The sequence below is a fragment of the Microterricola gilva genome (assembly GCF_004217495.1).
GTDB lineage: Bacteria > Actinomycetota > Actinomycetes > Actinomycetales > Microbacteriaceae > Microterricola > Microterricola gilva.
On sequence record NZ_SHLC01000001.1, the window covers coordinates 2,868,993 to 2,894,117 of the forward strand.

Consider the following 25,125-nt stretch of genomic DNA (forward strand, 5'->3'; position numbering starts at 1 on the left):
GTGCGCGCTAGGACGGTGAGCCGGTGATGCGCTCGCGCAGCTCACCGAGTTCCTGCTCGCTGAGTCCCGCGCGGCGCAGATAGGCGGCCGATCCGCCGCGCTCGTCGAGCCAGGCGAGCGCCGCCTCGATCGCCGAACGTGGCGTGGCAGTCACCAGCTCGGTCAGTCGAGGCGACAGCGGAACGCCCATGGCTCCGAGGCGCGCGAGCATGCCGTCCGCCCAGCGGCCAGCCAGATTCGCCTCGCTTGCCGCGTAGTCGGCGACGATCGCCTCCCGCCGGGCCCCGACCGTATCCAGCAACAGCGCAGTGGCGACCCCCGTGCGGTCCTTGCCTGCCGTGCAGTGCACCAGCACGGCGGGGAATCGGGGGTCGGCGGGCCGGGCGACGAGACGGGCGAGCTGGGCGAACGCCTCGCCGGCGTGCTCCAACATCCCGACGTAGAGTTCCGGCATCGTCGGAAGCTGCTCGAGCGCCGCGCGCATCGCCTCGGTTGAGACGGGGCCATCAGAGGGGGCCGGCCCGGCCAGTGCGCCCTCCAAGAGCGGGAGTTCGACGATACGGATCGTTCTGCTCGCCGGGAGGCGATCGGGGGCCTGCTGCCGCTCGCTGTCGGTGCGGAAGTCCACGATCACCCCGATCGGCGTGGCCGCCAGCTGCGCGAGCCCGTTGTCGCTGGCGGTGCCGAGCGCGTCGGAGCGCAGGAGCACGCCGGGCCTCGTCGCTCCCCCCGCGGTCAGCGGCATGCCCCCGGTGTCGCGAGCGTTGTATGTTCCGCCGATCAAGGAGCTCACGCGACCGACTCCTTCTCGGTGATCGTGGATGCCGTGGCGGCCGCGCGCCCCCGCTCGTAGTCCGCGCGGCGGAGCACGCCGCGCAGGCCGGGCAGGGTGAGCAGAGAACCGAGCACAGCGATGGCCGCCACAATGTAGAGCGCTGCATAGTTCTTGTCGCCGCCGGCGATCGGATCGCTGCCGCCGATGAGGACGATGAGCGGGGCGAGGGCCGGTGCAAGCGACTGCGGCAGCGTCTTGGCAATGTTGAAGATGCCGAGGTACTTGCCCTCCTCGCCCAGCGGCAACGTGCGCATCACCAGTGCGAGGTCAACGGCGTAGTAGGCACCGAGGGCGAATCCGGCGAGCGCCGTGCTGATCCAGAACACCGCGAGGTCATCGGTGAACGCCTTCATCAGGAGCGACACGGCCATGAGGGCGGCCGAGCCGATCACGAACGGCGCATAGTTGCCCCGGCGCGAGGCCAGATACCCGCAGCCGAACGCCGCGGCGACGTTGAGTGCTGCACCGGCCAGGGTGGCGATGGAGGTCAGACTCGCCGCTCCGGTCTGATCCATGCTCAGACGGATCATCAGGTAGAACAGGCCAAAGGTCGACACCACCGTGTACCCGAATTGCATGGTCGCGCGCTGCACCCAGACCAGCGTGAAGGCCGGGACCTTGAACGGGTTGAACAGGAACGCGGAGAAGATCTGGCCGATCGAGCGACTCCCGGCATCCTGCCGTTCGACAGGCGGGTCGGGGATCACGAAGCAGATGATCGTGACGACCACGACCGCGAAGACGGGCATCACCAGCATCACGACCGTGAGGTTCGAGGCGAACAATGCGGCAACGAGCATGGCGGGAACCATGCCGAGGAATCCGAAAGCGCCGAAGATCCCGGATGCCTTCGAGCGCTGCTCCTCGGGAACCTGATCGGCGAGCAGCGCGGAGAGCGAGGCCAGCGTGGCGTTGTAGGCGGCCTGGGCCAGCACCCAGGCGAGGATCATCATGGGCAGGCTCGACGCGACGGCAAGCAGCACGGATGCCAGAAGCCCGCCGACCACGCCGGCGACGAGCCAGGGCCGGCGCCGGCCGAAGCGGCTGCGAGTGCGGTCGGAGAGGCTGCCGAAGATCGGGTTGGCCAGGAGCGCAGCAAGGGAACCGAGCGCGGCGACGATTCCGAGCGCCCCCTCCTTCTCGGCTTCCGGCACCAACTGCAGCACCTTCAGAGACAGCGAGACCACGAGTGGCGTGATGATGGCACCCAGTGTGGCGAGCTCGATGAGCGCGAACAGATAGATGCGCGACATGGGTACGCGTGTACGTGACGGTGCGTCAACGGTGTTGGGCATGGAAACCTTCCTCGGTCTGATTGATCCCTCATTGGACCAAACGCTCTCGTGCCGCAGTCAAAGACCTAGTGGCAACTAGGTTAACTTCTGCTGACCATACGGTGCCGGGCGTTCCCGGCGCAATCGTTCACCAGAAAGTTGCCAAGTCGTCACTAGGTTTGTGATCTACTGGGGCGGAGCGCCGCGTGCGGCCGAGACGAAGGAGCACCATGATCGACCTCTCCACTGCGCCCGAACAGGCCCGCGACGAACGCGTCGAGTCGGTTCTGTCTGCGATGACGCTGGAGGAGAAGGTGGGCAGCCTACTCGTGGCCCGGGTGGTTGCTGGCGCGGGCGGCACACTGTGGGAGGGCACCGACGGGGAATCGCCGTTCGGCTTCACGGCGACCACCGAGCTGATCCGCTCGCGGCACGTCACCCACCTGACCCTGATGAACGCCGCGCCGATCGACGAGCTGGCTCGATGGGGCGGCCACGTGCGGGAGCTGGCGGCATCCACCCGTCTCGGCATTCCGGTCTCGGTGGCCGCCGATCCCATGCACGGCCGCAACCGCAACGTGCAGGTGGCGATGAGCGGCGGAGGATTCACCGTGCTGCCCGAGCCGATCGGCCTGGCCGCGACGTGCGACCGGCAGCTTGTTCGCGAGGCCGCGCGCATGATGGGTGAGGAGCTGAAGGCTGCCGGGATCCGGATCGCGCTGCACCCGATGGCCGATCTGGCGACCGAGCCGCGCTGGGGGCGCGTCGCAGGCACGTTCGGCGAGGACCCGGCACTGGCATCCGAGATGGTGACCGCCTATATCGCCGGCCTGCAGGACGCCGGTGTCGCCGCGACAGTGAAGCACTTCCCGGGTGGCGGGCCGCAGCAGGGCGGCGAGGACTCCCATTTCGAGCGCGGGGCACACACCGTCTACCCAGGAGGGCGCTTCGACGAGCACCTGGCACCGTTCGCCGCCGCCGTGCAGGCCGGGGTTGTGCGCGTGATGCCCGGCTACGCGGCCCCGCTCGGACTCGACTACGACGAGGTCGGCTTCGCCTTCGAACGGCGGATTCTCACCGAGGTGCTGCGCGAGCGGCTCGGCTTCGACGGGGTCGTCGTCACCGATTTCAACATCGTCACCGGCATGCGTCTGCCGAGGCTCGGGATCGAGTTCCCGGTGCGCGCATGGGGAATGCTGCAGGCGAGCCCAGCCGAGCGCGTCGCCCGCCTCTTCGACGCTGGCGTCGATCAGCTCGGCGGAGAAGACGACCCGGCACCGATGCTGGAGGCGCTGGAGCGTGGGCTGATCTCGGAGGAGCGGATCGACGAATCCGTGCGCCGGGTGCTGCGCGAGAAGGGCCGGCTCGGGCTCCTCGGCGACCCCCATGGTGGCGAGCCGAACCACGGGGCCGCCGACGTCGGCAGCATCCGGGAGCGGATCGCCACCCCGGAACACCGCGCGCTCGCACGCCGCGTACAGCGGGCATCCGTCGTCGCGCTCCAGGGCGCGCCGCTTGCCATCACGCCCGGCACCCGGGTCTACGCGGAGGGTGTCGACCGCGACGTTCTCGCCCGGCGCGCAACGCCCGTCGACGACATCGGCGACGCGGATGTCGCAATCCTGCGCATTCCGGCGCCGTTCGAGCCCCGCGAGGGAATGCTCGAGCAGGGCTTCCACCAGGGGAGCCTCGATTTTGCGTCATCCACCATCGAGCACATCAGGGCGATCGCCGCGCGGGTGCCGACGGTCGTTGACGTGTTTCTCGAGCGAGCGGCCGTGCTCACCCCGCTCGCGGCGCTGCCGATCACCCTCGTGGGCACATTCGGGGTGGATGACGAGGTGCTTCTTGACGCCGTGACCGGCGCGGCGGCGACCTCCGGCCGGCTGCCCCTTGACATCCCCCGCTCCATGGCAGCGGTGGAGGCCTCGCGGGAAGACGTACCATTCGACACCGTCGATCCGCTCTTCCGATTCGGCTTCGGTCTCGTATGGTCGAAGTGATGAGTACAGCAGACGCCGTTCCCGAGACCGACAAACGTGTGGCGCGCGGCGACGCCCGCCGTCTGGCGATCCTTGCGGCCGCCACTCGCGAGTTCGGCCGCAAGGGCTACGAGTCGGCGCGCATCGCCGACATCGCCAGAGCCGCGGGGGTGACCGACGCGGGCGTTTTCCACCATTTTGCGAGCAAACAGGAGCTGTTCATGGCCGTGGTCGAACGCCGCGAGGAGGTCTACCAGTCGATCCGCCTGCCGATGGACACGGTCAGGCAGCTCTTCGACGCGATCATCGGCACCGTGCACGTGGCTGCCGCGGAGCCCGATCTGCTGCGGTTCCGCGTCATGCTCACCGGGGCATCACGCATCGAGGGCCACCCCGTGGAGGGCCGCAGCCAGCGCTCGCTGGAGGCGGCGCTGGATGCGTTCGTTCCGTTCATCGAGCAGCGAATCGAGCAGGGGGAGATCGCTCAGGGTGTCGATGCCCAACAGGTGGTGCTGGAGCTTCTGGCGCTCAACGAGGGCATCCGCGACCAGTGGTCGACGCTGCCAGACCGGATCGACTACGAGGCGACCTTCACCGCCGCCGCCAACGGGCTGTATGAGCGAATCCGCGCCTGAACGCGGCTAGCGGCGCTTGCGGGTGCCGAAGATTCCGCCGATCACGGCCGTGAGCACCGACTTCGTCGCACTGGAGCCCAGCACCTCCTCGAGCACCGTCTTCTGCTTCTTCGTCGAGCGCGCCGTGCCGGAGGTCTGCTTCATCAGGCGGTCGTACTCGGCCTGCGCCTTCTTCTCGGCCTTGGCCTGGTCAGCGGCGATCGTCTGCTGCATCTTGGCGTACTCGGCGTCGGCTGTCGCCTTGTCGGCGGCCTGCTGGGCGGCGTCGGCCTTGGCCGCGGCATCCGCGAGCTTGCGGGTGAGCATCTCCCTGGCCGAGTCACGGTCGAGCGCCGTGCCGTACTTCGCCAGCAACGGGGACGCCGCGACGGCGGCGTCGATGGCGGCATCCGGCGACGGCGACATCGAGCCCTGCGGCGCGCGCAGGCGCGTCCACGCGACGGGGCTCGGCGCGCCCTTCTCGTTCATCACCGTGACGATGGCCTCGCCGGTGCCGAGCATCGTCAGCGTCTCCTCGAGGTCGTAGCCCGACTTCGGGTAGGTCGACACGGTCGCCCGCAGCGCCTTGGCGTCATCCGGTGTGAACGCCCGCAGCTGGTGCTGCACCCGCGAACCGAGCTGCGCCAGCACCTCGCCAGGCACGTCCTTCGGCGTCTGCGTCACGAAGAAGATTCCGACGCCCTTGGAGCGGATCAGCCGCACCGTCTGGGTGATCTGGGACAGGAAGTCCTTCGAGGCGTCCGCGAACAGCAGGTGCGCCTCGTCGAAGAAGAACACGAGCTTGGGCTTGTCGAGGTCGCCGACCTCCGGCAGGTCGTTGAAGAGGTCGGCCAGCAGCCACATGAGGAAGGTCGAGTAGAGGGCCGGCTTGTCTTGCACGCCTGGCACCTCGAGCAGGCTGATGATGCCGCGCCCATCGGCTGCGGTGCGCAGGAACTCGGCGGTGTCGATCTCCGGCTCGCCGAAGAAGACGTCTGCGCCCTGGTCGGCGAAGGTGATGAGCTCACGCAGGATCACGCCGACGGTGGCGCTGGAGAGCCCGCCGAGTTCCTTGAGCTCCGCTTTGCCGTCGTCGCTGATGAGATAGGCGAGCACCGCGCGCAGATCTGTGAGGTCGAGCAGCGGCAGCCCGGACTTCTCGGCGTAGTGGAAGACGAGGCCGAGGCTCGACTCCTGGGTGTCGTTGAGACCGAGCACCTTGCTCAGCAGGATCGGGCCGAAGCCCGCGATTGTGGCGCGGATCGGCACGCCCTTGCCGACGCCACCGAGCGAGAAGTACTCGACGGGGAAGCTGTCTGGGGTCCACTCCTGCCCGATCCCCTCCGTGCGCGCGAGCAGCTTGGGGTTGCCCTCCCCCGCCGTCGCGATGCCGGAGAGATCGCCCTTGATGTCGGCGGCGAACACCGCGACGCCGTTGGCGGAGAGCTGCTCGGCGAGCACCTGCAGGGTGCGGGTCTTGCCGGTTCCCGTCGCCCCGGCGACGAGGCCGTGCCTGTTCGTCATCGCCAACGGAATCCGCACCTGCACGCCGGGCATCGCCTCGTCGTTCACGAGCGCGCCCATCTCGAGCGCTGCACCCTCGAAGGCGTAACCCGCTCGGATAGTTTCGATCTGTGCGGCGTCGAGTGGGCCTTCCCCGCCGGTTGAGCTTGTCGAAACCGCTGGGGTCTCGACAGGCTCGACCACCGGGGCAGCGGCAGCGGATGCCGCTGCGGCCTCGGCTGCGGCGAGCGCGGCGGCCGCGGCATCCTGCGCCTTCTTGATGGCCTCCTCGGCCTGAGCCTGCAGCACCTTCGCTGCTTCGGCGGCGGCAGCCGCGGCGTTCTGGGCTGCGCTGATCTGGGCTGAGTTGACGGCATCGTCTGTCATGGCCACAGCCTAGTTAGCCGCCAGCCGAGACTGCAGCATCGATGGCTCAGCGCGTCGGTGTGCGCTCCTCGAGGCCCCACGCCTGGCCGTAGCCGCCCTCCTCGAGCGGGCGCGCCATCAGCTCAAGGAACGGCGCGGCGTCGAAGGCCTCCGGCCCGAGCACCCCGCTGCCCGCCCACACGCCGCCGGCCAGGAGCTCCAGCGCGATCACCGGGTTCAGCGCCGTCTGCCAGACAACGCACTGGGCATCGTACTCGCGCATCGTCCACTCGTTGTCGCTCACGTGATAGAGGTAGACCTCGCGCGGCTGGCCGTCGACCCCGATGCCGGTCACCCATACGCCGGCGCACGTCTTGCCCGTCATCCGCGGGCCGATCGAGGCCGGGTCGGGCAGCGAGGCGGCCACGACATCGCGCGGCGCGACCTCGACGGGGCCGCGCACGCCATCGGCATCCGCCCCGCGCACCCGCAGCGGCGTCGTCGAGTCGAGTCCAAGCAGGTGCAGCGTCTTCAGCACACCGATGAACTCGGCGCCGAGGCCGTACTTGAACGTCACGCGCTTGGCCGCGAGCCAGCGCGGCATCAGCAGCACCTCCTCGTGCTCGACGTTGACGCACTCCACCGGGCCGATGCCATCGGGGAACACGAACACCTCGGGCTCCGAGAACGGCGGGGTGGTGAACCAGCCCTCCTCCTTCTGCCAGATCACGGGCGGGTTGAGGCACTCCTCGATGGTGGTCCAGATGGAGAACGACGGCGCGAAGATCTCGTTGCCGTCGTCGTCGCGGACGACGAGGTTGGCGCCGTCGCGGGTGCCGAGCTCGTCGATCTCGCTGAACAGGTGGTCGCTGGCGTAGCGGGCGAAGACGTCGCTGAGCCCGGGCTCGACGCCCATGCCGACGAGGGCGAGCTGACCCGCCTGCTCCCAGTCGGGGTTCTGCGCGAACTGGTCGTCGCCGAGTTTGACTCCTGTGCGCCGGTGCGGGTCGCTCGGGTGGGGCTCGCTGAGGCTCATCGCCATGTCGAGATAGTGCGCTCCGGCCGCGAGCGCTCCGGCGAAGATGGTCGGCACGAACTTCGGCTCGACGGCGTTCATCACGTGCGTGATGCGGTGCTCCCGCGCCAGGGATTCGACGCCGTAGGGGTCAGAGGCGTCGAGCTGCTCCGCGATGAAGCGCGCGGCGACATCCGCACCGTGCCGCGCCGCGATGGAGGCGATGGTCCGCTCGGCCCTGGACTCGTCGTAGTCGCTCACCACGATGACCTCGTAGAAGCTGCGCCTGGCCGCGATCTTCGCGATGGCGTCGCCAACTCCCCCCGCGCCGATCAGAAGCACCCGCATACCGCCTGAGACAACACCGTCTTCGTTCATGCTCCGACGCTACTGCCTCGCTCGGACAGATATCCAGCAACCGTCGTAAAACGCGAGGCGGCGGCTAGAGCAGTACCCGGCGCAGGTAGTCGTTCCGGAACACCCCGTGCGGGTCGTATGCGGCGACGAGCGCCACGAAGTCGGCGTGGCGCGGGTAGAGCGGCGCGATCGCGGCCGTCGTCTGGGTGAACAGCTTGCCCCAGTGCGGGCGAGCGGAGAACGGCGCGAGCGTCGCCTCGATGACGGGCAGCAACGCCTCCACCTCGCTCTGGTGCTGCAGCCAGGTGAAGTGGATGCCGAGCGTGTCGCGCTGATACGCGGAACTCAGCCAGAGCTCGTCTGCGGCGACGGTGCGCAGCTCGCAGATCTGCAGCAGCGGCCGGATGCGGTCGCCGAGCGCGCGCAACGCCGTGATCGCCTCCGCCGCGTGCTGGCGCGGGATCAGGTACTCGCTCTGCAGCTCCGCGCCATTGCTCGGGGTGAACGCCAGCCGGAAGTGCGGCAGCCGTTCGAACCACGGCCCAGGCACCCCGAGCTGCTCCGTGCAGCTCTCGGCCGAGATCCCGGGCAGCGGATGCCGCGGCTCCGGTGCGGCGACGGCGCCGGCCGCGAGCACCGCGTCGGCCTCTTCTCCGGGGGCCGACTCGCGCCGCTTCACCCAGACCTGATCCGGACCGTCGTCGTTCCAGCGGGTGAACACGCTCACGCTGTAGCCTGCACCCGTGATCGCGCCGACGTCCGCGAGCAGCGCCGACCAGCTCAGCCCCTCGTACACGGTCTGCGCGACGGTGAAGGCCGGCTCGACGGCGAGGGTGACGCGCGTGACGATCCCGAGCGCACCGAGGCTGACGACGGCGCCGGCGAAGTCGGCGTCACCGTCGCGCAGCACGCGCACGGCGCCCGTGCCGTCGACGAGTTCGATCCCGCGCACGGCGGTCGCGAGCGAACCGACGGCGTCGCCGGAGCCGTGCGTGCCGGTGGCGACGGCCCCGCCAACCGAGATGTGCGGCAGCGAGGCCAGGTTCGCCACCGCGAGGCCCCGCTCCTGCAGGGCGAGCGCGAGCTCGCCGTAGCGGATGCCGGCGCCGACCGCGACGGTGCCGGCCCTCCCCGCGTCCGCCTCAGCATCGCAGCTGATCTCTCCGGCGAGCAGGCGCGTGGAGATCAGCACGCCGTCGCTGTCTGCGATGTCGTTGAAGGAGTGCCGGCTGCCGAGCGCGCGCACGCCGACACCGCCGGCCGCGGCATCCGCGACCAGACGCTGCACCTCTGCAGCCTCGCGCGGCTCGTGCACGGTCGTGGCCGAGTAGCGCAGGTTGCCTGCCCAGTTCTGTCCAGTGCCCATGGCGTCGATTCTCGTTCTTCGGCTGCGCCGTCGTCAGCCCAGTTCGATGGCGGTCCACGACACGGCAGGCAGCGTCACCGTGATGGTGCCATCGCCGACAACGGCAGAGTCGTTGGCGCTGAGGCCGACGCGCTCCGGGTCGTCCAGCGTGTTCTTGGCGTACACATCGTCGTCGGAGAGCGTCTGCGCGTCGAGCACAGACACCGCGCCGAGGGCGGAGATGTCGATCGTGACGGTGGTCGGCTCGCTCTGGCTGCGGTTCACGAGGAAGACGGCCGAGCGACCCGTCTCTGCGTCGTGCGTGGCGACGGCGTCGACGAGCGCGGCCTCACCGTAGACCTCCGTCGTGTAGGTCTCGGACTCGAGCTTGACCTCGAGCGCCTGCCCCTGGGCGAGGCGGGAGGTGAGCGCGAACGGGAAGAAGGTGGTCTGGCGCCAGGCCGGCCCGCCAGGTTCGGTCATGATCGGGGCGATCACGTTGACCAGCTGGGCGAGCGATGCGCTCGTGACCCGGTCGGCGTGCTTGAGCAGCGAGATCATCAGGTTGCCGAACACGACGGCGTCGGCGACCGAGTACACGTCCTCGAGGATCCGGGGGGCGATCGGCCAGTTGTCGACGCCCTCGATCTTGTCGACCTGGTGGTAGCGGTCCAGGTACCAGACGTTCCACTCGTCGAAGGAGATGTTGATGGTCTTGTCGCTGCCCTTGACGGCCTTCACGTGGTCGGCCGTGGCGACGACGGAGTCGATGAAGTGGTCCATGTTCACGGCGGATGCGAGGAAGCTGCCGAGGTCGCCGTTCTTCTCCTCGTAGTAGGCGTGGCACGAGATGTAGTCGACGTCGTCGTAGCTGTGGCTCAGCACGACGCGCTCCCACTCGCCGAAGGTCGGCATCTGGGCGCTCGATGAGCCGCAGACGACGAGTTCGAGCGACGGGTCGATCTGACGCATCGCCTTGGCGGTCTGCGAGGCGAGCTTGCCGTAGTCGTCGGCCGAGCGGTGACCGAGCTGCCACGGGCCGTCCATCTCGTTGCCGAGGCACCACATCTTCACACCGAACGCGTCGGTCTTGCCGTTGGCTGCGCGCTCATCCGCACGGGCCGTGCCGGAGGCGATGTTGCTGTACTCCAGCAGGTCGAGCGCCTCGAGCGTGCCACGGGTGCCGAGGTTCACGGCCAGCATCAGCTCGCTGTCGACCTTGTCCAGCCAGGAGGAGAACTCGTGCAGCCCGACCTCATTCGTCTCGGTCGAGTGCCAGGCGAGGTCGAGGCGGCGGGGGCGCTCGCTCTTCGGGCCGACGCTGTCCTCCCAGCGGAAGCCGGAGACGAAGTTGCCGCCGGGGTAGCGGATGGCCGAGACGCCGAGCTCCTTGACCAGCTCGATGACGTCCTGCCGGAAGCCATCCGCGTCGGCGGTGTCGTGGCCGGGCTCGTAGATGCCGTCGTAGACACAGCGTCCGAGGTGTTCGACGAAGGATCCGAACAGGCGGCGGTTGATGGCACCGACCGTGAAGTGCGGGTCGATGGTGATGCGTGCGGTAGACATAGCGATCTTTCTGTGGTGGTGACGAGGTGGGTGCGGATGCCGCGTGCTGCGGCATCCGTCGATGACGTGCCGCGTTACTTGACGCTGCCGAGCGAGAGGCCGCCCTGCCAGTAGCGCTGGAGGAAGAGGAAGGAGAGCACGAGCGGGATGATCGAGACGAAGGCGCCCGTTGTGATGAGGTTCCACACCTGTTCGCCTCCGGCACCGGCGTTGGAGAGCGCCGTCCAGCCGTTCAGGCCGACCGTGACCGGCAACAGCTGCGGGTCGCTCAGCACGGCGAGCGGCAGGAAGAAGTTGTTCCACGTGCCGACGACCGAGAGCAGCAACACCGTCACCAGGGCGGGCTTCAGCAACGGCAGCGCCACCTGGAAGAAGATACGCAGCTCGCCCGCGCCGTCGACGCGGGCGGCGTCGAGCATCTCGTCAGGCACCGAGTCCTGCGTGTAGATGCGCATGAGGTAGACGCCGAACGGGCTCAGCAGCGATGGTAGGATGACGGCCCAGATCGTGTTGATCAGGCCGGCCTGGCTGAGCAGCATGAAGGTGGGGATGACGAGGGCAGTCACCGGCACCATGACGGAGCCGAGCAGCACGGAGAAGAAGGCGTTGCGGCCGCGGAAGCGGAACTTGGCGAAGCCGTAGCCGGCCATGACCGAGAGCACCGTCGCACCGAGTCCGCCGGCGAAGGCGTAGAGGAACGAGTTGCCGAGCCAGCGCCAGTAGATGCCGCCCTGGCGCTCGAACAGCCCGGCGACGTTGTCGAAGAACGCGAAGTTGTCGTCGAACCAGAGCGACCCGCCCGTTCCGGTGAACAGCCCGGAGTTGTCCTTGGTGGCGGCGACGAGCAACCACCAGAGCGGGGTGATGAAGTAGATCACCAGGATGACGAGGAAGACGTGCGATCCGATGCGGCGCCCGCCGTTGCGGCCGGCATCCGATTGCTCGCTGCGTGCGCGTCGCTCTGCCGCGCTCGGCGTCGCCGCCGGCTGCACGAGCAGCGCTGTCTCTGTTGTGAGCGCCATTACTTGAGTCCGCTCTGCTTGCGAGTGAAAAAGAGGAAGATGTACGAGCCGATGAACACGATGATGCCGAGCGAGAACGCGATGGCTGAGGCGTAGTTGAACTGGCTGTAGGAGAACGCGAGCGTGTACGCGTACATGTTCGGCGTGTAGGAGACGGGGATCGCGCCCTGGGCGACGCTCCGCAGCACCTGCGGTTCCGTGAAGAACTGCAGCGTCCCGATCAGGGCGAAGATCAGCACCATCACCATCGAGGAGCTGATCATCGGCACCTTGATCCTGGTCGCCGTCTGCCAGCCGTTGGCCCCGTCGATGCGGGCGGCCTCGTAGATGGACGGGTCGACGCCGCGCAGCGCCGAGTAGATGATGATCATGTAGTAGCCGGACCACTGCCAGGTGACGATGTTGATCAGGCTGCCGAAGATGGCACTCTGGGCCAGGAAGTCGGGAGCTGCAAGACCGAACAGCCCGAAGATGTCGGTGGCCGGGCCGAAGCGGGGACTGTAGAGGAAGCCCCACATCAGCGCGCCGATGACGACGGGGATGGCGTACGGCACGAAGATCATCAACCGCGAGAACTTCGACAGCCAGCTGGTGAGGGTGTCGAGCACGAGCGCCGCGGCCAGTGCGACGAGCATCTGGATGGGGATCATGATGAACGCGAAGGCGGCGACCCGGCCGAGACCCTCGAGGAAGATCGGGTCGGTGAAGGCCTTCACGTAGTTCGCGAACCAGGTGAACTGGGTTCCCGTCGCGAGCGTCGAGGTCTGCAGGCTCATCCAGAACGCGTACACGAGCGGCACGATGAGGAAGCCGATGAAGATCAGGGCGAACGGGGCGACGAAGAACCAGCCCCAGCGTTGCCGCTTGCGGTCGATCCTGCTGCCGCCGCTCATGGCGGAGCGCCGGCGGATGCCTGGCGTCGCCGCGTGCAGGGTGTCACTGCTCATGTCTGTCGTCTTTCTGCTCTGAAAGGGCCGCGGTTCGGGCCGAGCCGGCCCACCGCTGGGGCGGGCCGACTCGGCTGCTGCTACTTGACGGTGAAGCCCTGCTCGCCCGCGTACTTCACCAGGCTGTCCTGCAGGTCGTCGAGCGCCTGCGAGGCGTCCTTCTCCCCCTGGACCATGGCGAACTGCTGTTCGGTCAGCTGGTCGAACGCGTAGTTCTGGAACGGGCTGAATGTGAAGCCGCCGTAGCCGGCCGCCGCCTCGAGGAAGACGTCCTTGTTGATCTGCTGGCCGCCGAAGAACGGGTACTCGAGCTCGGCGAAGTAGTCGGACTCGAGGATCGACTTGTAGGTCGGGAAGAGCGCCGCCTTCTCGATGCCGATCTTCCAGGCCTCGTCGCTGCCGAAGATGTCGGTGGCGACGACGGCCGCAGCCGCCTTGTCCTTCGCCTGGGCGGTCACGGCGAAGGTCGAGCCGCCCCAGTTGACCTGCACGGGAGCCGCTGCGTCCCACTGCGGCAACGGTGCGACGCGCCACTCCGCGCTCGAGTCGGCGTCGGAGAGCCCCTGCAGGTATCCGGGGCCCCATGCAGCAGCGAGGTAGACGGCATACGTGCCGTCGACGAGGCTCGTGTTGTAGTCGGCGGTGAACGCGTCATCCGTGGTCACGAGGCCGGCATCGACGAGTTCTTGCCAGTAGGAGAGCACCTTCTTGGAACCGTCGTCGTTGACGTCGATGCCGATGTCGGTCGGCTTGGCCGAGTCGTACACGAACGGCACGGATCCGGCCTGGGCGAAGAGCGCCTGGTTGAACGCGCGCCCGTTGGTCGGGAAGTTGACCAGGACGCCGTCGGAACCGGCATCCTTGAGCTGCTGCGCAGCCGCCGCGAACTCGTCCCACGTGGTCGGAGTCGCGATGCCGTACGTGTCGAAGATGTCCTTGCGGTACAGCATGCCCATCGGACCGCTGTCGACGGGGATGGCGTAGACCGCGTCGCCGCTCGTCACGTCGCTCCACGCACCCTCGGTGTAGTCACCCTTGACGTCTGCAGCCCCGAACTCCGCGAGATCGACGAGAGCGTTGCGGATCGTGAAGCTGGAGAGCACCTCCGACTCGAGCATGATCACATCGGGGGCGCCGGAGCCCGCCTCGATCGCCGTCGAGAACTTGGTGTACTCGTCGTTGCCCTGACCGGCGTTCGTCCAGCAGATCTGCACGTCGTCGTGGGTGTTGTTGAAGAGGTCGACGACCTCCTCGAATGCCGGGTACCAGGCCCACACGCTGACCTGGGTTGCCTCGGTGTTGACGATCTTGTTGGTGCAGGAAGCGCCGGCGCTTGAGCCGCTGTCGGCCGTCGGCGCGCAGCCGGTCAGTGCGGCCGCGGCCACGGCGACGACGCCGGCCGTTGCAAGAATCTTGAACTTCATGGTGGGGCTGTTCCTCTCGCGGTGATGGGACACCGTTGTCTGATTGCGATTGCGGACGGGGACCCGTTCAGCGACGAATGGCTGTCGGGAGCGTGCAACGAGGGAGCACCGGGGAAACGCAGGATGTGGGCTGCTGAGCCGGCATCGTGAATCCTCCTCGATCCAATTTCGCCCGGCGGCTGTGACGCCTTCCGGTTGTTACAACGTTGTAAAGTAAACGTTGTAAAGAACATGATGCAGACTCATCGCGCGCATGTCAAGACGCAGACCGAGATGACCGGTCGATCAGGAGTCGCCGCTCAGGAGATGGCGGTTGACTCGCGTTCGACGATCGAGAAATTCGCGAGATACTCAACCGGGGCGGCATCCGGCTGCGCGCCCTGGATGCGCTCGAGCAGCACGCGCACGGCGGTCTCGGCGATCTCGGTGCGTCCAGGATCGACCGTCGTGAGTGTCGGCAGCGAGTAGCGAGCCTCGTCCAGATCGTCGAAGCCGATCACGGCGACGTCATGCGGAACCCGTAGTCCCGCCTCCTGCAACGCGCGCATCGCGCCGAGCGCGAGCGTGTCGTTCAGCCCGAACACGGCGTCGAACTGCGCCCCGGTGGCGAGGAGCTCGCGCATCGCGGTCGCCCCGTTCGATCGATGCCAGAGCGTGGTGTTCACGATGATGTCAGGGTCGAACGGGATGCCGGCGGCCTCCAGCGCCTCCCGGTATCCGCGGAGGCGGAGCCCGGCCGATCCGATGATCTCACCCTCGTGCGCGCCGACGACCGCGATGCGCCTCCGCCCCGTCGCAATCAGGTGCTCCGTCGCCGCGCGCGCCGCCTCGACGTTGCGCATCGTCACGTGGTCGACCGGACCGCCGAAGATGCGCTCGCCGAGCAGCACGAGCGGGTAGGGCACGGTGAGCGCGTCGGCGTCGTCGTTGCTCATGCCGAGCGGACTGAACAACACCCCGTCGGAGAACTGGATGCGCGGGCTGCTGAGAACCTCGAGTTCCCGCGCCCTGTCGCCGTTCGTCTGCTCGATCTGCACGACCTGTCCGTGTCGTTCGGCCGCCTTGATCACGGCGTCGGCGAGCTCGGCGAAGTAGCTCAGGCTGAATTCGGGAACGACGAGCCCGATCACGCCGGACCGGCCGGATCGCAGGCTCCGTGCCGACAGATTGGGCCGGTAACCGAGTTCGTCGATCGCGAGCAACACCTTCGCCCGCGTGGCTGGGCGGATGTGCTCGAAGTTGTTGATGACGTTCGAGACGGTCTTGATCGACACGCCGGCGACGCGGGCAACGTCGTGCAACGTCACGGCCATGATCACTCCCGTTCTGCCGCGGCCCGCCCGATGCGGCTCAGCATGAGCGGTGCGAATCCGGTGCACCGTCGACAGAACACTACAACGTTGTAAGCGGGGTGACGGGACGCGCGGTACCCCCGTTCAGGCCGCGCCACCCCTGCGCGACTCCCGCGCTCTCGCGGCACCCAGGCGTTCCGCCTCGAGCCAGCGTGCGCTGAACGCCCAGAGCACCAGGACGACGCCGGCCCCGATGAGCGCCCCGCCGATCGTGTCGCTCAGCCAGTGCGCACCGAGCAGGGTGCGGCTCCACGCCATCAACACCACGTAGGTGATCCCCGAGATCCACACCCACACGCGGGGAATGAGCACGCCGAATGTGACGGCGATGGCGGCCGCATTCGCCGTGTGCCCAGACGGGAACGAGCCGAAGTCGGAGTGCACGAGCATCTCCTCCGGTCGCGCCCGAGCGAAGAGGTGCTTGAGCAGTTGAACGCCGAGCGTGCTGGCGAGCGCGGCCGCGAGCGAGAACAGCGCCGCCCATGGCCGGCGGAGCACCAGGAACAGCGCGGCGATCGCGAGCGGCACGACAAGGACCGCGACCCTGCCGCCGCCGATGAAGTTGAGGACCAGCGCGAGCCCCTCGGTGAACGGGGTGCGACTCTCGAGCATGAGCTCCTGCCACGCGGCGTCCACCGCGAACGGCTCGCCGCCGTTGCCGAGCGTGACCGCGGCACCGATGGCCATCGCGAGCAGGATCGCGGCGAAGCCAGTGATGAGCGGGGCGCGCTGCACCGCGCGGAGGCGGGTGGGGCTCTCAGCTGTCATGCGCCAACGCTACCGTGCGCTAGGCGGAGAGCTCCGGCACGCGGCTCGGGCGCACGATGAACCAGAGCGCGGCGATCGAGATGATGGACGTGACGCTCATCACGGCGCCCATCGGTGCGGCGGTCGACACGCCGAGCATCCCGACGACGGGCGAGATGACGCCGGCCAGGCCGAAGTTCACCGCGCCGAGCAGTGATGCGGCGGTTCCCGCCTCCTGGCCGTGACCGTTCAGGGCGATCACCTGAACGCAGGGGAAGCTGAAGCCGCACATCGTGATGAAGAACCAGAGCGGCACGACGGTGCCCCAGAGGCCGGCACCGGTCAGGTCGAGCACCGTGATCGAGATGCCCAGAATGAGCATCATGCCCGTGGTGATCGTCAGGATCCACTGCGGCCCGATCACGGTGCGCATCAGGTAGGAGCTCGTCTGCACACCGATGATGACGCCGATGGAGTTGGCGGCGAAGAGCAGGCCGTACTGCTGCGCGGTGAAGCCGTATGTGCCCTGGAACAGGAAGGTCGAGGAGGAGAGGTAGGAGAACAGGCCGGTGAACGTCATGCCACCGACGATCGCGATGCCGACGAATGTCCGATCGGAGAGCACAATCCTGAAGCGCTGCAGCACCGTCTTCTCGCCCGCAGCCAGGCGTGCGCTCTTCGGCCGGGTCTCGACGATCCACAGCGACACGGCCACGATGACGACCGCACCGTACGCTGCGAGCACCCAGAAGATGCCGCGCCAGTCCATGACGAGCAGCAGCTGGGAGCCGATCACCGGGGCGAGCACGGGCGCGAGGCCGTTCACCAGGGCGAGGCGCGAGAGCATCTTGACCAGTGGCTTGCCGCCGAAGAGGTCGCGCACCATCGCCATCGCCACGACGCCGCCGGCCGCCGCGCCGAAGCCCTGCAGCAGACGGAACCCGCCGAGCACGAAGATGTCGGAGGCCATCGCGGCCCCGACGCAGGCCAGGACGTGCACGAGCGTCGCCAGGATGAGCGGCATCCTGCGCCCGACCTTGTCGCTCCACGGTCCGACGATGAGCTGGCCGAGACCGAAGCCGATCATCGTTCCAGTGAGCGTCAGCTGCACCGCGGCCGGCGAGACGCCGAGCTCGCTCTCCAGCACCGGGAATGCGGGCAGGTAGAGGTCGATCGTGAACGGCCCGAGCGCGGTGAGCGCTCCGAGGATCAGCACGTAGACGAGCCGCTGCCGCGAGGAGAGCGCGTCGCCGGGGTGGCTGTGCCGGACGGTGCTGATGGATGCGGTGTCGTCGGGGCGGATGACGGGGATGCCTGCGGTGCTGGTCACGGAAGTCCTTGAAGCTGAACGGTGGGCGTGGCAGAGCGCCCCATAACTGCCCTCCGGTCGGCGGCAGCGAAAAGTCTGTCCCAGAGCGATCGAATCGATTCGATGCTCGCAACCTCGCAATGCTACCGGATGCCGCGAGTGAGCACGACGGAACCCGGGCGGGGATCGAATATGTTGCGCTTGACTGCATATCCATTCCGACGTATATTCAACAGGTCCAGATTTCTTTCGACGCAGTTGTCGAAACTTTCGAAAGGTTCAATGATGAACAGACGCAGCACACGGCTCGTCGCGTTGGCAACGGCGGCAGGCCTCGCGGTCGCCGCACTCAGCGGCTGCAGCACCGGCGGCACCAATGCGGCCGCCGGCGACGACGTGACTCTCACGTGGTGGCATAACGGAACCGGCGAGCCCCTCAACGGCTTCTGGCAAGACGTCGCGACGGAGTTCGAGGAGGCACACCCGAACGTCACGGTCGAGGTCACCGCCGTGCAGAACGAAGAGTTGAAGACCAAGGTCGCCGTTGCGCTGCAGTCGAACAACCCACCCGACCTGTTCCAGCAGTGGGGCGGCGGGCAGATGGTCGACCAGGTCGCTGCGGGCAAGTTGCTCGACGTGAGCGATGACGTGGCCGACGAACTCGAGCTCATCGGTGGCTCCGCCGCCGGCTGGCAGGTCGACGGCAAGACGTACGGCCTCCCGTTCTCGATGGGAATCTCCGGCTTCTGGTACAACAAGGCGCTGTTCGAGCAGGCCGGGATCACCGAGGCTCCGAGCACCGTCGACGAACTCAACGACGCGGTCGACAAGCTCAAGACCGCCGGCATCACGCCCATCGTCGTCGGCGCGAAGGACAAGTGGCCGGCCGCGCACTACTGGTACTGGCTCGCGCTGCGCAGCTGCGGACAGGATGTGCTGCAGGACGCCAGCAAGGACCTCGTCTTCGATGACAAGTGCTTCACCGAAGCGGGCGAGGAACTCCAGTCGTTCATCGACACCGAGCCGTTCCAGGAGGGCTTCCTCGGAACCTCAGCACAGCAGGGCGCGACGAGCTCCGCCGGGCTGCTCGCGAACGGGAACGCCGCGATGGAGCTGATGGGGCACTGGCAGCCCGGTGTCATGGGTGGCCTGACCGAGGACGGCAAGGGGCTCGGCGACGACCTCGGCTGGTTCCCGTTCCCCGCAGTCTCCGGAGCAGACGGCGCGGCCGATGCCATGCTCGGAGGCGGCGACGGCTACTCCTGCTCGGCCTCCGCTCCGCCCGAGTGCGTCGAACTTCTCAAGTACATCTCGAGCGTCGACGTGCAGACCCGCTTCGCGGAGACTGGTGCCGGCCTCCCCGTTACCAAGGGCTCAGAGAGCGGAGTCACCGATCCGAACATGGTCGCGCTGCTCGAGGCACGCAACGACGCCAGCTATGTGCAGCTCTGGCTCGACATCGCATACGGAAACAACGTCGGTGGGGCGCTCAACGACGCCGTCGCCAACATGTTCGCCGGCCAGGGAACGGCCGAAGACATCGTCACCGCGATGAACGACGCCGCCGCACAGCAGTAGGGATCCACTCGTGAGCTCGAACCAGTTCGTCCGTCACACGGACAACGATCAGAGCGGCCTGCCCGCCGGTCGCGCTTCGGCGCGGCCGGCGCCCGGTCGCGCCGAAGTCCTGCCTTATGCCCCGATCGACCGGGATGCCGCAGGCGCAGGTCACAAGCGTCGCAACCGGTTGCGCGGCCGGGCGGAGATCGCGTTGTTCGCCGGCCCGGCGCTCGTCGTCTACCTGCTGTTCGTCATGGTGCCGGTCGGCCTCGCCGGGTACTACGGCTTCTTCAAGTGGAACGGCATCGGCCCACTCACCGACTTCGTCGGCCTGGACAACTACGTTCGTGCTCTCAGCGATCCCGTGTTCATCGGCGCGATCGGGCACAACTTCTTCTTCGTGATCGCGTCGCTCCTCGTTCAGGGCCCGATCGCGATCGGAATCGCGCTCCTCCTGAACCGCCCCATGCGGGGCCGCTCGTTCTTCCGAGTGCTCGTGTTCGTTCCCTACGTGCTCTCCGAGGTCATCGCCGGTGTCGCCTGGCTCCTGCTCCTGCAACCGAACGGGCCATTCGACGCACTGCTGACAAGTCTCGGGCTCGGCGACGCCGTGCAGCTCTGGCTCGGCGACCCGACGATTGTGCTCTGGACGATGCTCGCCGTCATCAGCTGGAAGTACATCGGTTTCGCGATCATCCTCTTCCTGGCCGGCCTCCAGGGCGTGCCGGAAGAACTCGCGGAGGCCGCCCAGATCGACGGCGCATCCTGGTGGCAGATCCAACGGCACATCACGATCCCGCTACTCGGACCCACCATTCGCATCTGGGCGTTCCTGTCGATCATCGGCTCTCTCCAGCTCTTCGACCTGGTGTGGATCATGACGGGCGGTGGCCCGGCGAACGCGACGTCGACCATGGCGACCTACATGATCAACTTCGGCTTCACCCGCTCGCAGTACGGCTACGGAAGCGCCGTCGCGGTGATCCTCTTCATCATCTCCTTCGCCATCGCCATCGTGTACCAGCGCTTCGTGCTCCGCCGCGACACCGAGGGCGCCCTCACGAGAAGGGTTGGCTGACATGGCCACCATCACTCTGCCATCCGGCTCTGCCTCGCAGCGGGTGCCTGCCGGGCGACGCATCGACTGGGGACAGCCCTTCGTCTACCTGGTCGCCCTCATCTGCATCGGGATCACCGTCGTTCCGATCGCCTACGTGATCCTCGGCGGTTTCCGTACAACCGGGCAGCTCGCCGCCAAACCGAACGGGCTGCCAGACCCCTGGGTGCTCGACAACTACGCCGCCGTGCTCTCCTCGCCGTCATTCTGGACGCAGGTCGGCAACAGCACCATCGCCGCACTGGTGACGACCATCGGCGTCGTGCTCCTCGGCGTCATGGCCGCCTTCGTCATCGCCAGGTACGAGTTCCGTGGGCGAGGAACGATCTACACCCTGTTCACGGCTGGCCTGCTGTTCCCGCTTTCGGTCGCGATCCTCCCGCTCTACTTGTTGCTCCAGAACCTCGGGCTCCTCGGCTCGATCATCGGCGTCATCATTCCACAGATCGCATTCGCCCTGCCGACGACCATCGTGATCCTGGTGCCGTTCCTTCGCGCCATCCCGGAGGAGCTGGAGGATGCGGCATCCATCGACGGAAGCAGCCGTGTCGGCTTCTTCTGGCGCATCCTGCTTCCCCTCTCCAGCCCCGGCCTCGTGACGGTCGGAGTGCTCGCCTTCGTCGGCAGCTGGAACGGCTACCTCCTCCCCCTGCTCGTTCTGAACGACCCTGCCGCGTACACGTTGCCGCTCGGAGTGCAGGCCTTCTCGACGCAGTACTCGCAGAACACCGCACTCGTTCTCGCCTTCACCTCGCTGGCCATGTTGCCCGCACTCATTTTCTTCACCCTCGCAGAACGCCGCATCGTCGGTGGCCTCAGCGGCGCAGTCAAAGGATGACCATGAACTCGACCCCCACACCGCAGACGATCACCGACACGTGGCACGACACCTCGCTGCCGGCCGCCGAGCGCGTCGATGCTCTCATCGACGCCATGACGCTCGACGAAAAGCTAGCCCAGCTCTACGGCGTCTGGGTCGGCGCGTCCACTGAGGGCGGAGACGTTGCCCCGCACCAACACGATCTGAACGATGCCGTCGACCTGGACGAGCTCCTGCCGCTCGGACTCGGTCAGCTGACCCGTCCATTCGGATCCGCGCCGGTCGACGCCGCTGTCGGGGCGCTCTCGCTGATGCGCACTCAAGAGCGCATCGTGGCCGCAAGCCGTTTCGGCATCCCGGCCGTTGCCCACGAGGAGTGCCTCGCCGGCTTCGCGGCCTGGGGCGCGACCGCCTACCCGGTCCCGCTGTCATGGGGTGCGTCCTTCGACCCTGAACTGGTCGAGCGCATGGCGCGGCGGATCGGCGATGACCTGCGCAGCGTCGGTGTGCACCAGGGGCTGGCCCCCGTTCTCGACGTGGTTCGCGACGCCAGGTGGGGGCGCGTCGAGGAGACGATCGGCGAAGACCCTCAGCTCGTCGCCACGATCGCGACCGCCTACGTCAAGGGCCTCGAGTCCTCCGGCGTCGTCGCGACCCTGAAGCACTTCGTCGGGTATTCGGCGTCCCGCGCCGGTCGCAACCTCGCGCCGGTCTCGATCGGGCGCCGCGAGCTGGCCGACGTGTTGCTGCCGCCGTTCGAGATGGCCGTGCGTGACGGCGGTGTTCGCAGCGTCATGAACGCCTACACCGACATCGACGGTGTGCCGTCCGCGGCCGACCGCGAACTCCTCACCGGCCTGTTGCGCGACACCTGGGGCTTCACGGGCACCGTGGTGGCCGACTACTTCGCGGTCGCTTTCCTCAAGCTGCTCCACGGCACGGCCGGCAGCTGGGCCGAAGCGGCCGGCGCGGCACTCGAGGCCGGCATCGACGTCGAGCTTCCGACGGTCAAGGCCTTCGGTGCGCCGTTGCGCGCCGCCGTCGCGGACGGCGTCGTCGCCGAGTCACTGGTGGACACGGCGCTGCGGCGCGTGCTGCTGCAGAAGGCCGAGCTGGGCCTGCTCGACCCCGACTGGTCTGCCGTCCCAGCCGCTCTTGCGGGCGCAGACCTCGGCTCGGCCGATGCACTCAGGGGCAGCGTCGACCTCGACTCGGCCGGCAACCGCGAGCTCGCGCGCGAGCTCGCGGAGCGCGCCGTCGTCCTACTCAAGAACGACGGGGTCCTGCCGCTCGCGTCGCCAGCATCGATCGCGGTGATCGGGCCGAACGCCGATGATCCATACGCGATGCTCGGGTGCTACTCCTTCCCGTCGCACGTCGTCGTGCAGCACCCCGGGGTGCCCATCGGCATCGAGATCCCCACGCTGCTCGATGCCATCCGGCTCGAGTTTCCCGACAGTGAGATCCGGTACGCACTCGGCACAAGCGTCGACGGCGGTGAGACCGATGGCATCGCGAATGCCGTGGCCATCGCGGCATCCGCCGACATCGTCGTGCTCGCACTCGGCGACCGTGCCGGACTGTTCGGGCGTGGCACCAGTGGTGAGGGCTGCGACGTCGAGTCGCTCGAGCTCCCCGGTGCGCAGCAACAGCTCGTCGACGCGGTGCTGGCGACCGGCACGCCGAGCGTGATGACGCTGCTCACCGGACGGCCGTACGCCATCGGGCACGCGGTAACCGACGCCTCCGCGATCGTGCAGGCATTCTTCGTCGGCGAGGAGGGCGCATCGGCGATCGCCGGCGTGATCAGCGGGCGGGTCAATCCGAGCGGGCGCCTGCCCGTGAGCGTCCCGGCGACACCCGGCGCGCAACCAACCAGCTACCTCGCCCCGCCTCTCGCTCGCGCCACCGACGTGTCGAACATCGATCCCACCCCCGCATTCGCCTTCGGTCACGGGCTCGGCTACTCGCGGTTCGAGTGGGGCTCCTTCGTGGGCGACGAGAGCGAGATCGCCATCGACGGCGAGGCGAGCGTGCGCCTGCGCGTGCGCAACACGTCTTCTCGGGCGGGCACCGACGTCGTTCAGATCTACATGCACGACCCGGTGGCCTCCGTTGTGCGCCCGGTGCAACGCCTCGTCGGCTACATTCGCGTCGCCCTCGAGCCGGGCGAGAAGACGGAGGTGCGTTTCGTCGTGCCAGCCGACCTCGCCTCGTTCACCGGGCGCAGCGGCGAGCGGATCGTGGAGCCAGGAGAGATCGTGCTGAGCGTCGGGCGTTCAAGTGCCGAGCTGCCGTTCTCGCACGCGGTGCAACTGCAGGGATCCACCCGCCTGGTCGACCACACGCGGCGTCTGTGCTCCGAGGCCTGGCTGGTTCCGGTCGACGCCGAGCGCTGATGGGCCGGTACCGCAACCCCGTCCTGCCCGGATGCCACCCTGACCCCAGTGTGTGCAGGGTCGGTGACGAGTACTTCATCGTCACCTCGACGTTCGAGTACTTCCCAGGGCTGCCGATCCACCGCTCATCGAATCTCGTCGACTGGGAGCTGATCGGGCACGCCGTGCACCGCGACGACCAGGTCGATCTGAGCGGGGTCCCGGCATCCGGAGGGCTCTTCGCGCCGACGATCCGGTACAACAACGGACGCTTCCACGTCGTGTGCACGCTCGTGCACGGCACGGGCAGACAGGGCCACTTCCTCGTGACGGCGCGCGATGCGGCCGGGCCGTGGTCGCAGCCGCTGTGGCTGGACGACATCGGCGGCATCGACCCGTCGCTGACGTTCGACGGCGATCGCGTGTGGCTCTGCGGCACCAGGCTCGCCGAGCAGGGCGAGTGGGCCGAGCAGACGGAGGTGTGGCTCTCCGAACGCGACCCCGTGAGCTTCGAGGCGATCGGCCCGACCCATGTGCTCTGGCGCGGTGCTCTCACCGGCGCCAGGTGGGCGGAGGGCCCTCACCTGTTCCGCCACGGCGGCCGCTGGCTCCTGCTCGCCGCGGAGGGTGGAACGGAGCGCGACCACGCCGTGATCGTCGCCTTCGCCGACGAGATCACCGGGCCGTACACCGGTGATCCGGGCAATCCCCGACTCACGCACCGCGACCTCGGGGCGCGTGCACCGATCATCAACGTCGGCCACGCCGACCTCGTGGATGCCGTTGACGGCGCAAGCGGGGCGGCAGCAGACAGCGGGTGGGCGACGCTGCTGGCCACGCACACCCTCGACGGCGTCGCCAGCCTCCTCGGCAGGCAGACCCACCTGGTCCCGGTCGGCTGGGAGGCCGATCGGGTGCTCTTCGCACCGGGATTCGCGCGGGTACTGGAGAGCGTCGATGCGGCGGGCGTCCCCGACCAGGCGGAACGCCCAACCCACTTCGTCGACCATTTCGACGCGCCGACTCTGGAGCTGGGCTGGAACACACTGCGATCCGCCGGCGCGGAACGGATGTCGCTCTCGGCACGCCCTGGCCATCTGCGGCTTGTGGCCGGACCGGGTAGCCCAGCGGAGACGGGCCCACTGGCATTTCTCGGACGACGGCTGCCATCGATGCGCGTCACCGTGGCGACGCGGCTCGAGCTCTCCGCCCCGGCATCAGCCCGCGCGGAGGCCGGCCTGCTGCTGCGCCTGTCCGAGCGCGACCATCTGACTTTGGTCGTGCGTGCCGACGCCGCCGGAGGCTCAACCGCGGAGGCGCGCCTCACCGTTGCGGGGGCGGAGATCGCGCTGGGCGCGGCATCCGTGCCCGCCGGGGCAGCAGAGCTCGTCCTCGAGCTCGATGGCTTCGACGCCGTGCTCTCGGTGCGGGGCGACGGGACCTCGACGCCCATCGCCGAGGCCGAGCTGACGCGGCTCTCCCCCGATGTCACCGGCGGTTTCGTCGGCGCGTGGATCGGGATGTTCGCGGTGGGCGACGGCACGGGGCACGCCGATGTCGACAGCTTCGAGCTGTCGGTCCGCGACTAGTCG

General features: G+C 68.1%; 19 protein-coding genes. 7 read left to right on the forward strand and 12 right to left on the reverse strand.

The genetic code is table 11. The annotated features are described in order from the left end of the window. Window positions 1–7: 7 nt before the first annotated feature. Together EV379_RS13315 and EV379_RS13320 are read right to left on the reverse strand one after the other, a co-directional pair. Window positions 8–793, reverse strand: coding sequence for a tyrosine-protein phosphatase (locus EV379_RS13315; protein WP_130506558.1), 786 nt, complete (start codon window positions 791–793; stop codon window positions 8–10). Next, a complete protein-coding gene (locus EV379_RS13320) occupies window positions 790–2,088 on the reverse strand; it encodes an MFS transporter (RefSeq protein ID WP_165397366.1) in 1,299 nt (432 codons plus the stop codon). Before EV379_RS13320 ends, EV379_RS13315 begins: the two co-directional genes overlap by 4 nt. A 251-nt stretch (window positions 2,089–2,339) precedes the next feature. On the opposite strand from EV379_RS13320, the gene EV379_RS13325 reads away from it, so the two are divergent. Together EV379_RS13325 and EV379_RS13330 are read left to right on the forward strand one after the other, a co-directional pair. Next, window positions 2,340–4,112, forward strand: a complete 1,773-nt coding sequence (locus EV379_RS13325; RefSeq protein WP_130506560.1) for a glycoside hydrolase family 3 protein — start codon at window positions 2,340–2,342, stop codon at window positions 4,110–4,112. After that, on the forward strand, window positions 4,112–4,726 hold the full coding sequence (locus tag EV379_RS13330) for a TetR/AcrR family transcriptional regulator (RefSeq protein WP_130506561.1): 615 nt from the start codon (window positions 4,112–4,114) through the stop codon (window positions 4,724–4,726). The genes EV379_RS13325 and EV379_RS13330 overlap by 1 nt, the downstream gene beginning before the upstream one ends. A 6-nt stretch (window positions 4,727–4,732) precedes the next feature. On the opposite strand, the gene EV379_RS13335 is transcribed toward EV379_RS13330, so the two are convergent. From EV379_RS13335 to EV379_RS13380, 10 genes are all read right to left on the reverse strand, one after another. Then, window positions 4,733–6,595, reverse strand: coding sequence for a helicase HerA-like domain-containing protein (locus tag EV379_RS13335; RefSeq protein ID WP_130506562.1), 1,863 nt, complete (start codon window positions 6,593–6,595; stop codon window positions 4,733–4,735). A gap of 46 nt (window positions 6,596–6,641) precedes the next feature. Beyond that, complete coding sequence (locus EV379_RS13340) at window positions 6,642–7,937, reverse strand: saccharopine dehydrogenase family protein (protein ID WP_130507481.1); 1,296 nt, start codon at window positions 7,935–7,937, stop codon at window positions 6,642–6,644. A 94-nt stretch (window positions 7,938–8,031) separates the two neighbouring features. Then, window positions 8,032–9,312: a D-arabinono-1,4-lactone oxidase gene (locus EV379_RS13345; RefSeq protein WP_130506563.1), complete on the reverse strand. Its 1,281-nt coding sequence runs from the start codon at window positions 9,310–9,312 to the stop codon at window positions 8,032–8,034. A 33-nt stretch (window positions 9,313–9,345) separates the two neighbouring features. Beyond that, window positions 9,346–10,857 carry an arabinosylfuranosidase ArfA gene (gene arfA / locus EV379_RS13350; protein WP_130506564.1) on the reverse strand — a complete coding sequence of 504 codons (1,512 nt, stop codon included), beginning with the start codon at window positions 10,855–10,857 and terminating at the stop codon, window positions 9,346–9,348. A gap of 74 nt (window positions 10,858–10,931) precedes the next feature. Continuing rightward, the gene (locus tag EV379_RS13355) at window positions 10,932–11,879 is read right to left on the reverse strand and encodes a carbohydrate ABC transporter permease (RefSeq protein WP_130506565.1); all 948 of its coding nucleotides are present in this window, start codon (window positions 11,877–11,879) and stop codon (window positions 10,932–10,934) included. Further along, window positions 11,879–12,826 carry a carbohydrate ABC transporter permease gene (locus tag EV379_RS13360; RefSeq protein ID WP_242616381.1) on the reverse strand — a complete coding sequence of 316 codons (948 nt, stop codon included), beginning with the start codon at window positions 12,824–12,826 and terminating at the stop codon, window positions 11,879–11,881. The genes EV379_RS13355 and EV379_RS13360 overlap by 1 nt, the downstream gene beginning before the upstream one ends. 80 nt (window positions 12,827–12,906) lie before the next feature. Then, complete coding sequence (locus EV379_RS13365) at window positions 12,907–14,250, reverse strand: ABC transporter substrate-binding protein (RefSeq protein WP_130506566.1); 1,344 nt, start codon at window positions 14,248–14,250, stop codon at window positions 12,907–12,909. Window positions 14,251–14,549: 299 nt separating this feature from the next. Then, the gene (locus EV379_RS13370) at window positions 14,550–15,563 is read right to left on the reverse strand and encodes a LacI family DNA-binding transcriptional regulator (protein WP_130506567.1); all 1,014 of its coding nucleotides are present in this window, start codon (window positions 15,561–15,563) and stop codon (window positions 14,550–14,552) included. A gap of 123 nt (window positions 15,564–15,686) precedes the next feature. Beyond that, window positions 15,687–16,370 (reverse strand): phosphatase PAP2 family protein, encoded by a 684-nt coding sequence (locus EV379_RS13375; protein WP_130506568.1) that lies wholly within the window; start codon window positions 16,368–16,370, stop codon window positions 15,687–15,689. A 19-nt stretch (window positions 16,371–16,389) separates the two neighbouring features. Beyond that, the gene (locus tag EV379_RS13380; RefSeq protein WP_130507483.1) at window positions 16,390–17,628 is read right to left on the reverse strand and encodes a multidrug effflux MFS transporter; all 1,239 of its coding nucleotides are present in this window, start codon (window positions 17,626–17,628) and stop codon (window positions 16,390–16,392) included. A 315-nt stretch (window positions 17,629–17,943) separates the two neighbouring features. Between EV379_RS13380 and EV379_RS13385 the strand changes: the two genes are divergently transcribed. From EV379_RS13385 to EV379_RS13405, 5 genes are read left to right on the forward strand one after another with little or no spacing between them, the layout of a single operon-like run. Continuing rightward, window positions 17,944–19,236, forward strand: a complete 1,293-nt coding sequence (locus EV379_RS13385; protein WP_130506569.1) for an ABC transporter substrate-binding protein — start codon at window positions 17,944–17,946, stop codon at window positions 19,234–19,236. A 10-nt stretch (window positions 19,237–19,246) separates the two neighbouring features. After that, the gene (locus EV379_RS13390) at window positions 19,247–20,296 is read left to right on the forward strand and encodes a carbohydrate ABC transporter permease (protein WP_423203250.1); all 1,050 of its coding nucleotides are present in this window, start codon (window positions 19,247–19,249) and stop codon (window positions 20,294–20,296) included. 1 nt (window position 20,297) lies between these two features. Then, the gene (locus EV379_RS13395) at window positions 20,298–21,173 is read left to right on the forward strand and encodes a carbohydrate ABC transporter permease (protein ID WP_130506570.1); all 876 of its coding nucleotides are present in this window, start codon (window positions 20,298–20,300) and stop codon (window positions 21,171–21,173) included. After that, on the forward strand, window positions 21,170–23,554 hold the full coding sequence (locus tag EV379_RS13400; protein ID WP_423203251.1) for a beta-xylosidase/alpha-l-arabinosidase: 2,385 nt from the start codon (window positions 21,170–21,172) through the stop codon (window positions 23,552–23,554). Before EV379_RS13395 ends, EV379_RS13400 begins: the two co-directional genes overlap by 4 nt. Beyond that, complete coding sequence (locus tag EV379_RS13405) at window positions 23,554–25,122, forward strand: glycoside hydrolase family 43 protein (protein WP_130506572.1); 1,569 nt, start codon at window positions 23,554–23,556, stop codon at window positions 25,120–25,122. Before EV379_RS13400 ends, EV379_RS13405 begins: the two co-directional genes overlap by 1 nt. Window positions 25,123–25,125: the final 3 nt, after the last annotated feature.

What these genes read in the sequence shown, in the direction of transcription:
- EV379_RS13345 (WP_130506563.1), bottom strand. Translation starts at nt 9,312, where the DNA reads ATGGGCACTGGACAGAACTGGGCAGGCAACCTGCGCTACTCGGCCACG.
- EV379_RS13365 (WP_130506566.1), bottom strand. Translation starts at nt 14,250, where the DNA reads ATGAAGTTCAAGATTCTTGCAACGGCCGGCGTCGTCGCCGTGGCCGCG.
- EV379_RS13405 (WP_130506572.1), top strand. Translation starts at nt 23,554, where the DNA reads ATGGGCCGGTACCGCAACCCCGTCCTGCCCGGATGCCACCCTGACCCC.
- EV379_RS13330 (WP_130506561.1), top strand. Translation starts at nt 4,112, where the DNA reads ATGAGTACAGCAGACGCCGTTCCCGAGACCGACAAACGTGTGGCGCGC.
- EV379_RS13375 (WP_130506568.1), bottom strand. Translation starts at nt 16,370, where the DNA reads ATGACAGCTGAGAGCCCCACCCGCCTCCGCGCGGTGCAGCGCGCCCCG.
- EV379_RS13340 (WP_130507481.1), bottom strand. Translation starts at nt 7,937, where the DNA reads ATGCGGGTGCTTCTGATCGGCGCGGGGGGAGTTGGCGACGCCATCGCG.
- EV379_RS13355 (WP_130506565.1), bottom strand. Translation starts at nt 11,879, where the DNA reads ATGGCGCTCACAACAGAGACAGCGCTGCTCGTGCAGCCGGCGGCGACG.
- EV379_RS13335 (WP_130506562.1), bottom strand. Translation starts at nt 6,595, where the DNA reads ATGACAGACGATGCCGTCAACTCAGCCCAGATCAGCGCAGCCCAGAAC.
- EV379_RS13325 (WP_130506560.1), top strand. Translation starts at nt 2,340, where the DNA reads ATGATCGACCTCTCCACTGCGCCCGAACAGGCCCGCGACGAACGCGTC.
- EV379_RS13400 (WP_423203251.1), top strand. Translation starts at nt 21,170, where the DNA reads ATGACCATGAACTCGACCCCCACACCGCAGACGATCACCGACACGTGG.
- EV379_RS13395 (WP_130506570.1), top strand. Translation starts at nt 20,298, where the DNA reads ATGGCCACCATCACTCTGCCATCCGGCTCTGCCTCGCAGCGGGTGCCT.
- EV379_RS13385 (WP_130506569.1), top strand. Translation starts at nt 17,944, where the DNA reads ATGAACAGACGCAGCACACGGCTCGTCGCGTTGGCAACGGCGGCAGGC.
- arfA (WP_130506564.1), bottom strand. Translation starts at nt 10,857, where the DNA reads ATGTCTACCGCACGCATCACCATCGACCCGCACTTCACGGTCGGTGCC.
- EV379_RS13370 (WP_130506567.1), bottom strand. Translation starts at nt 15,563, where the DNA reads ATGGCCGTGACGTTGCACGACGTTGCCCGCGTCGCCGGCGTGTCGATC.
- EV379_RS13320 (WP_165397366.1), bottom strand. Translation starts at nt 2,088, where the DNA reads ATGTCGCGCATCTATCTGTTCGCGCTCATCGAGCTCGCCACACTGGGT.
- EV379_RS13360 (WP_242616381.1), bottom strand. Translation starts at nt 12,826, where the DNA reads ATGAGCAGTGACACCCTGCACGCGGCGACGCCAGGCATCCGCCGGCGC.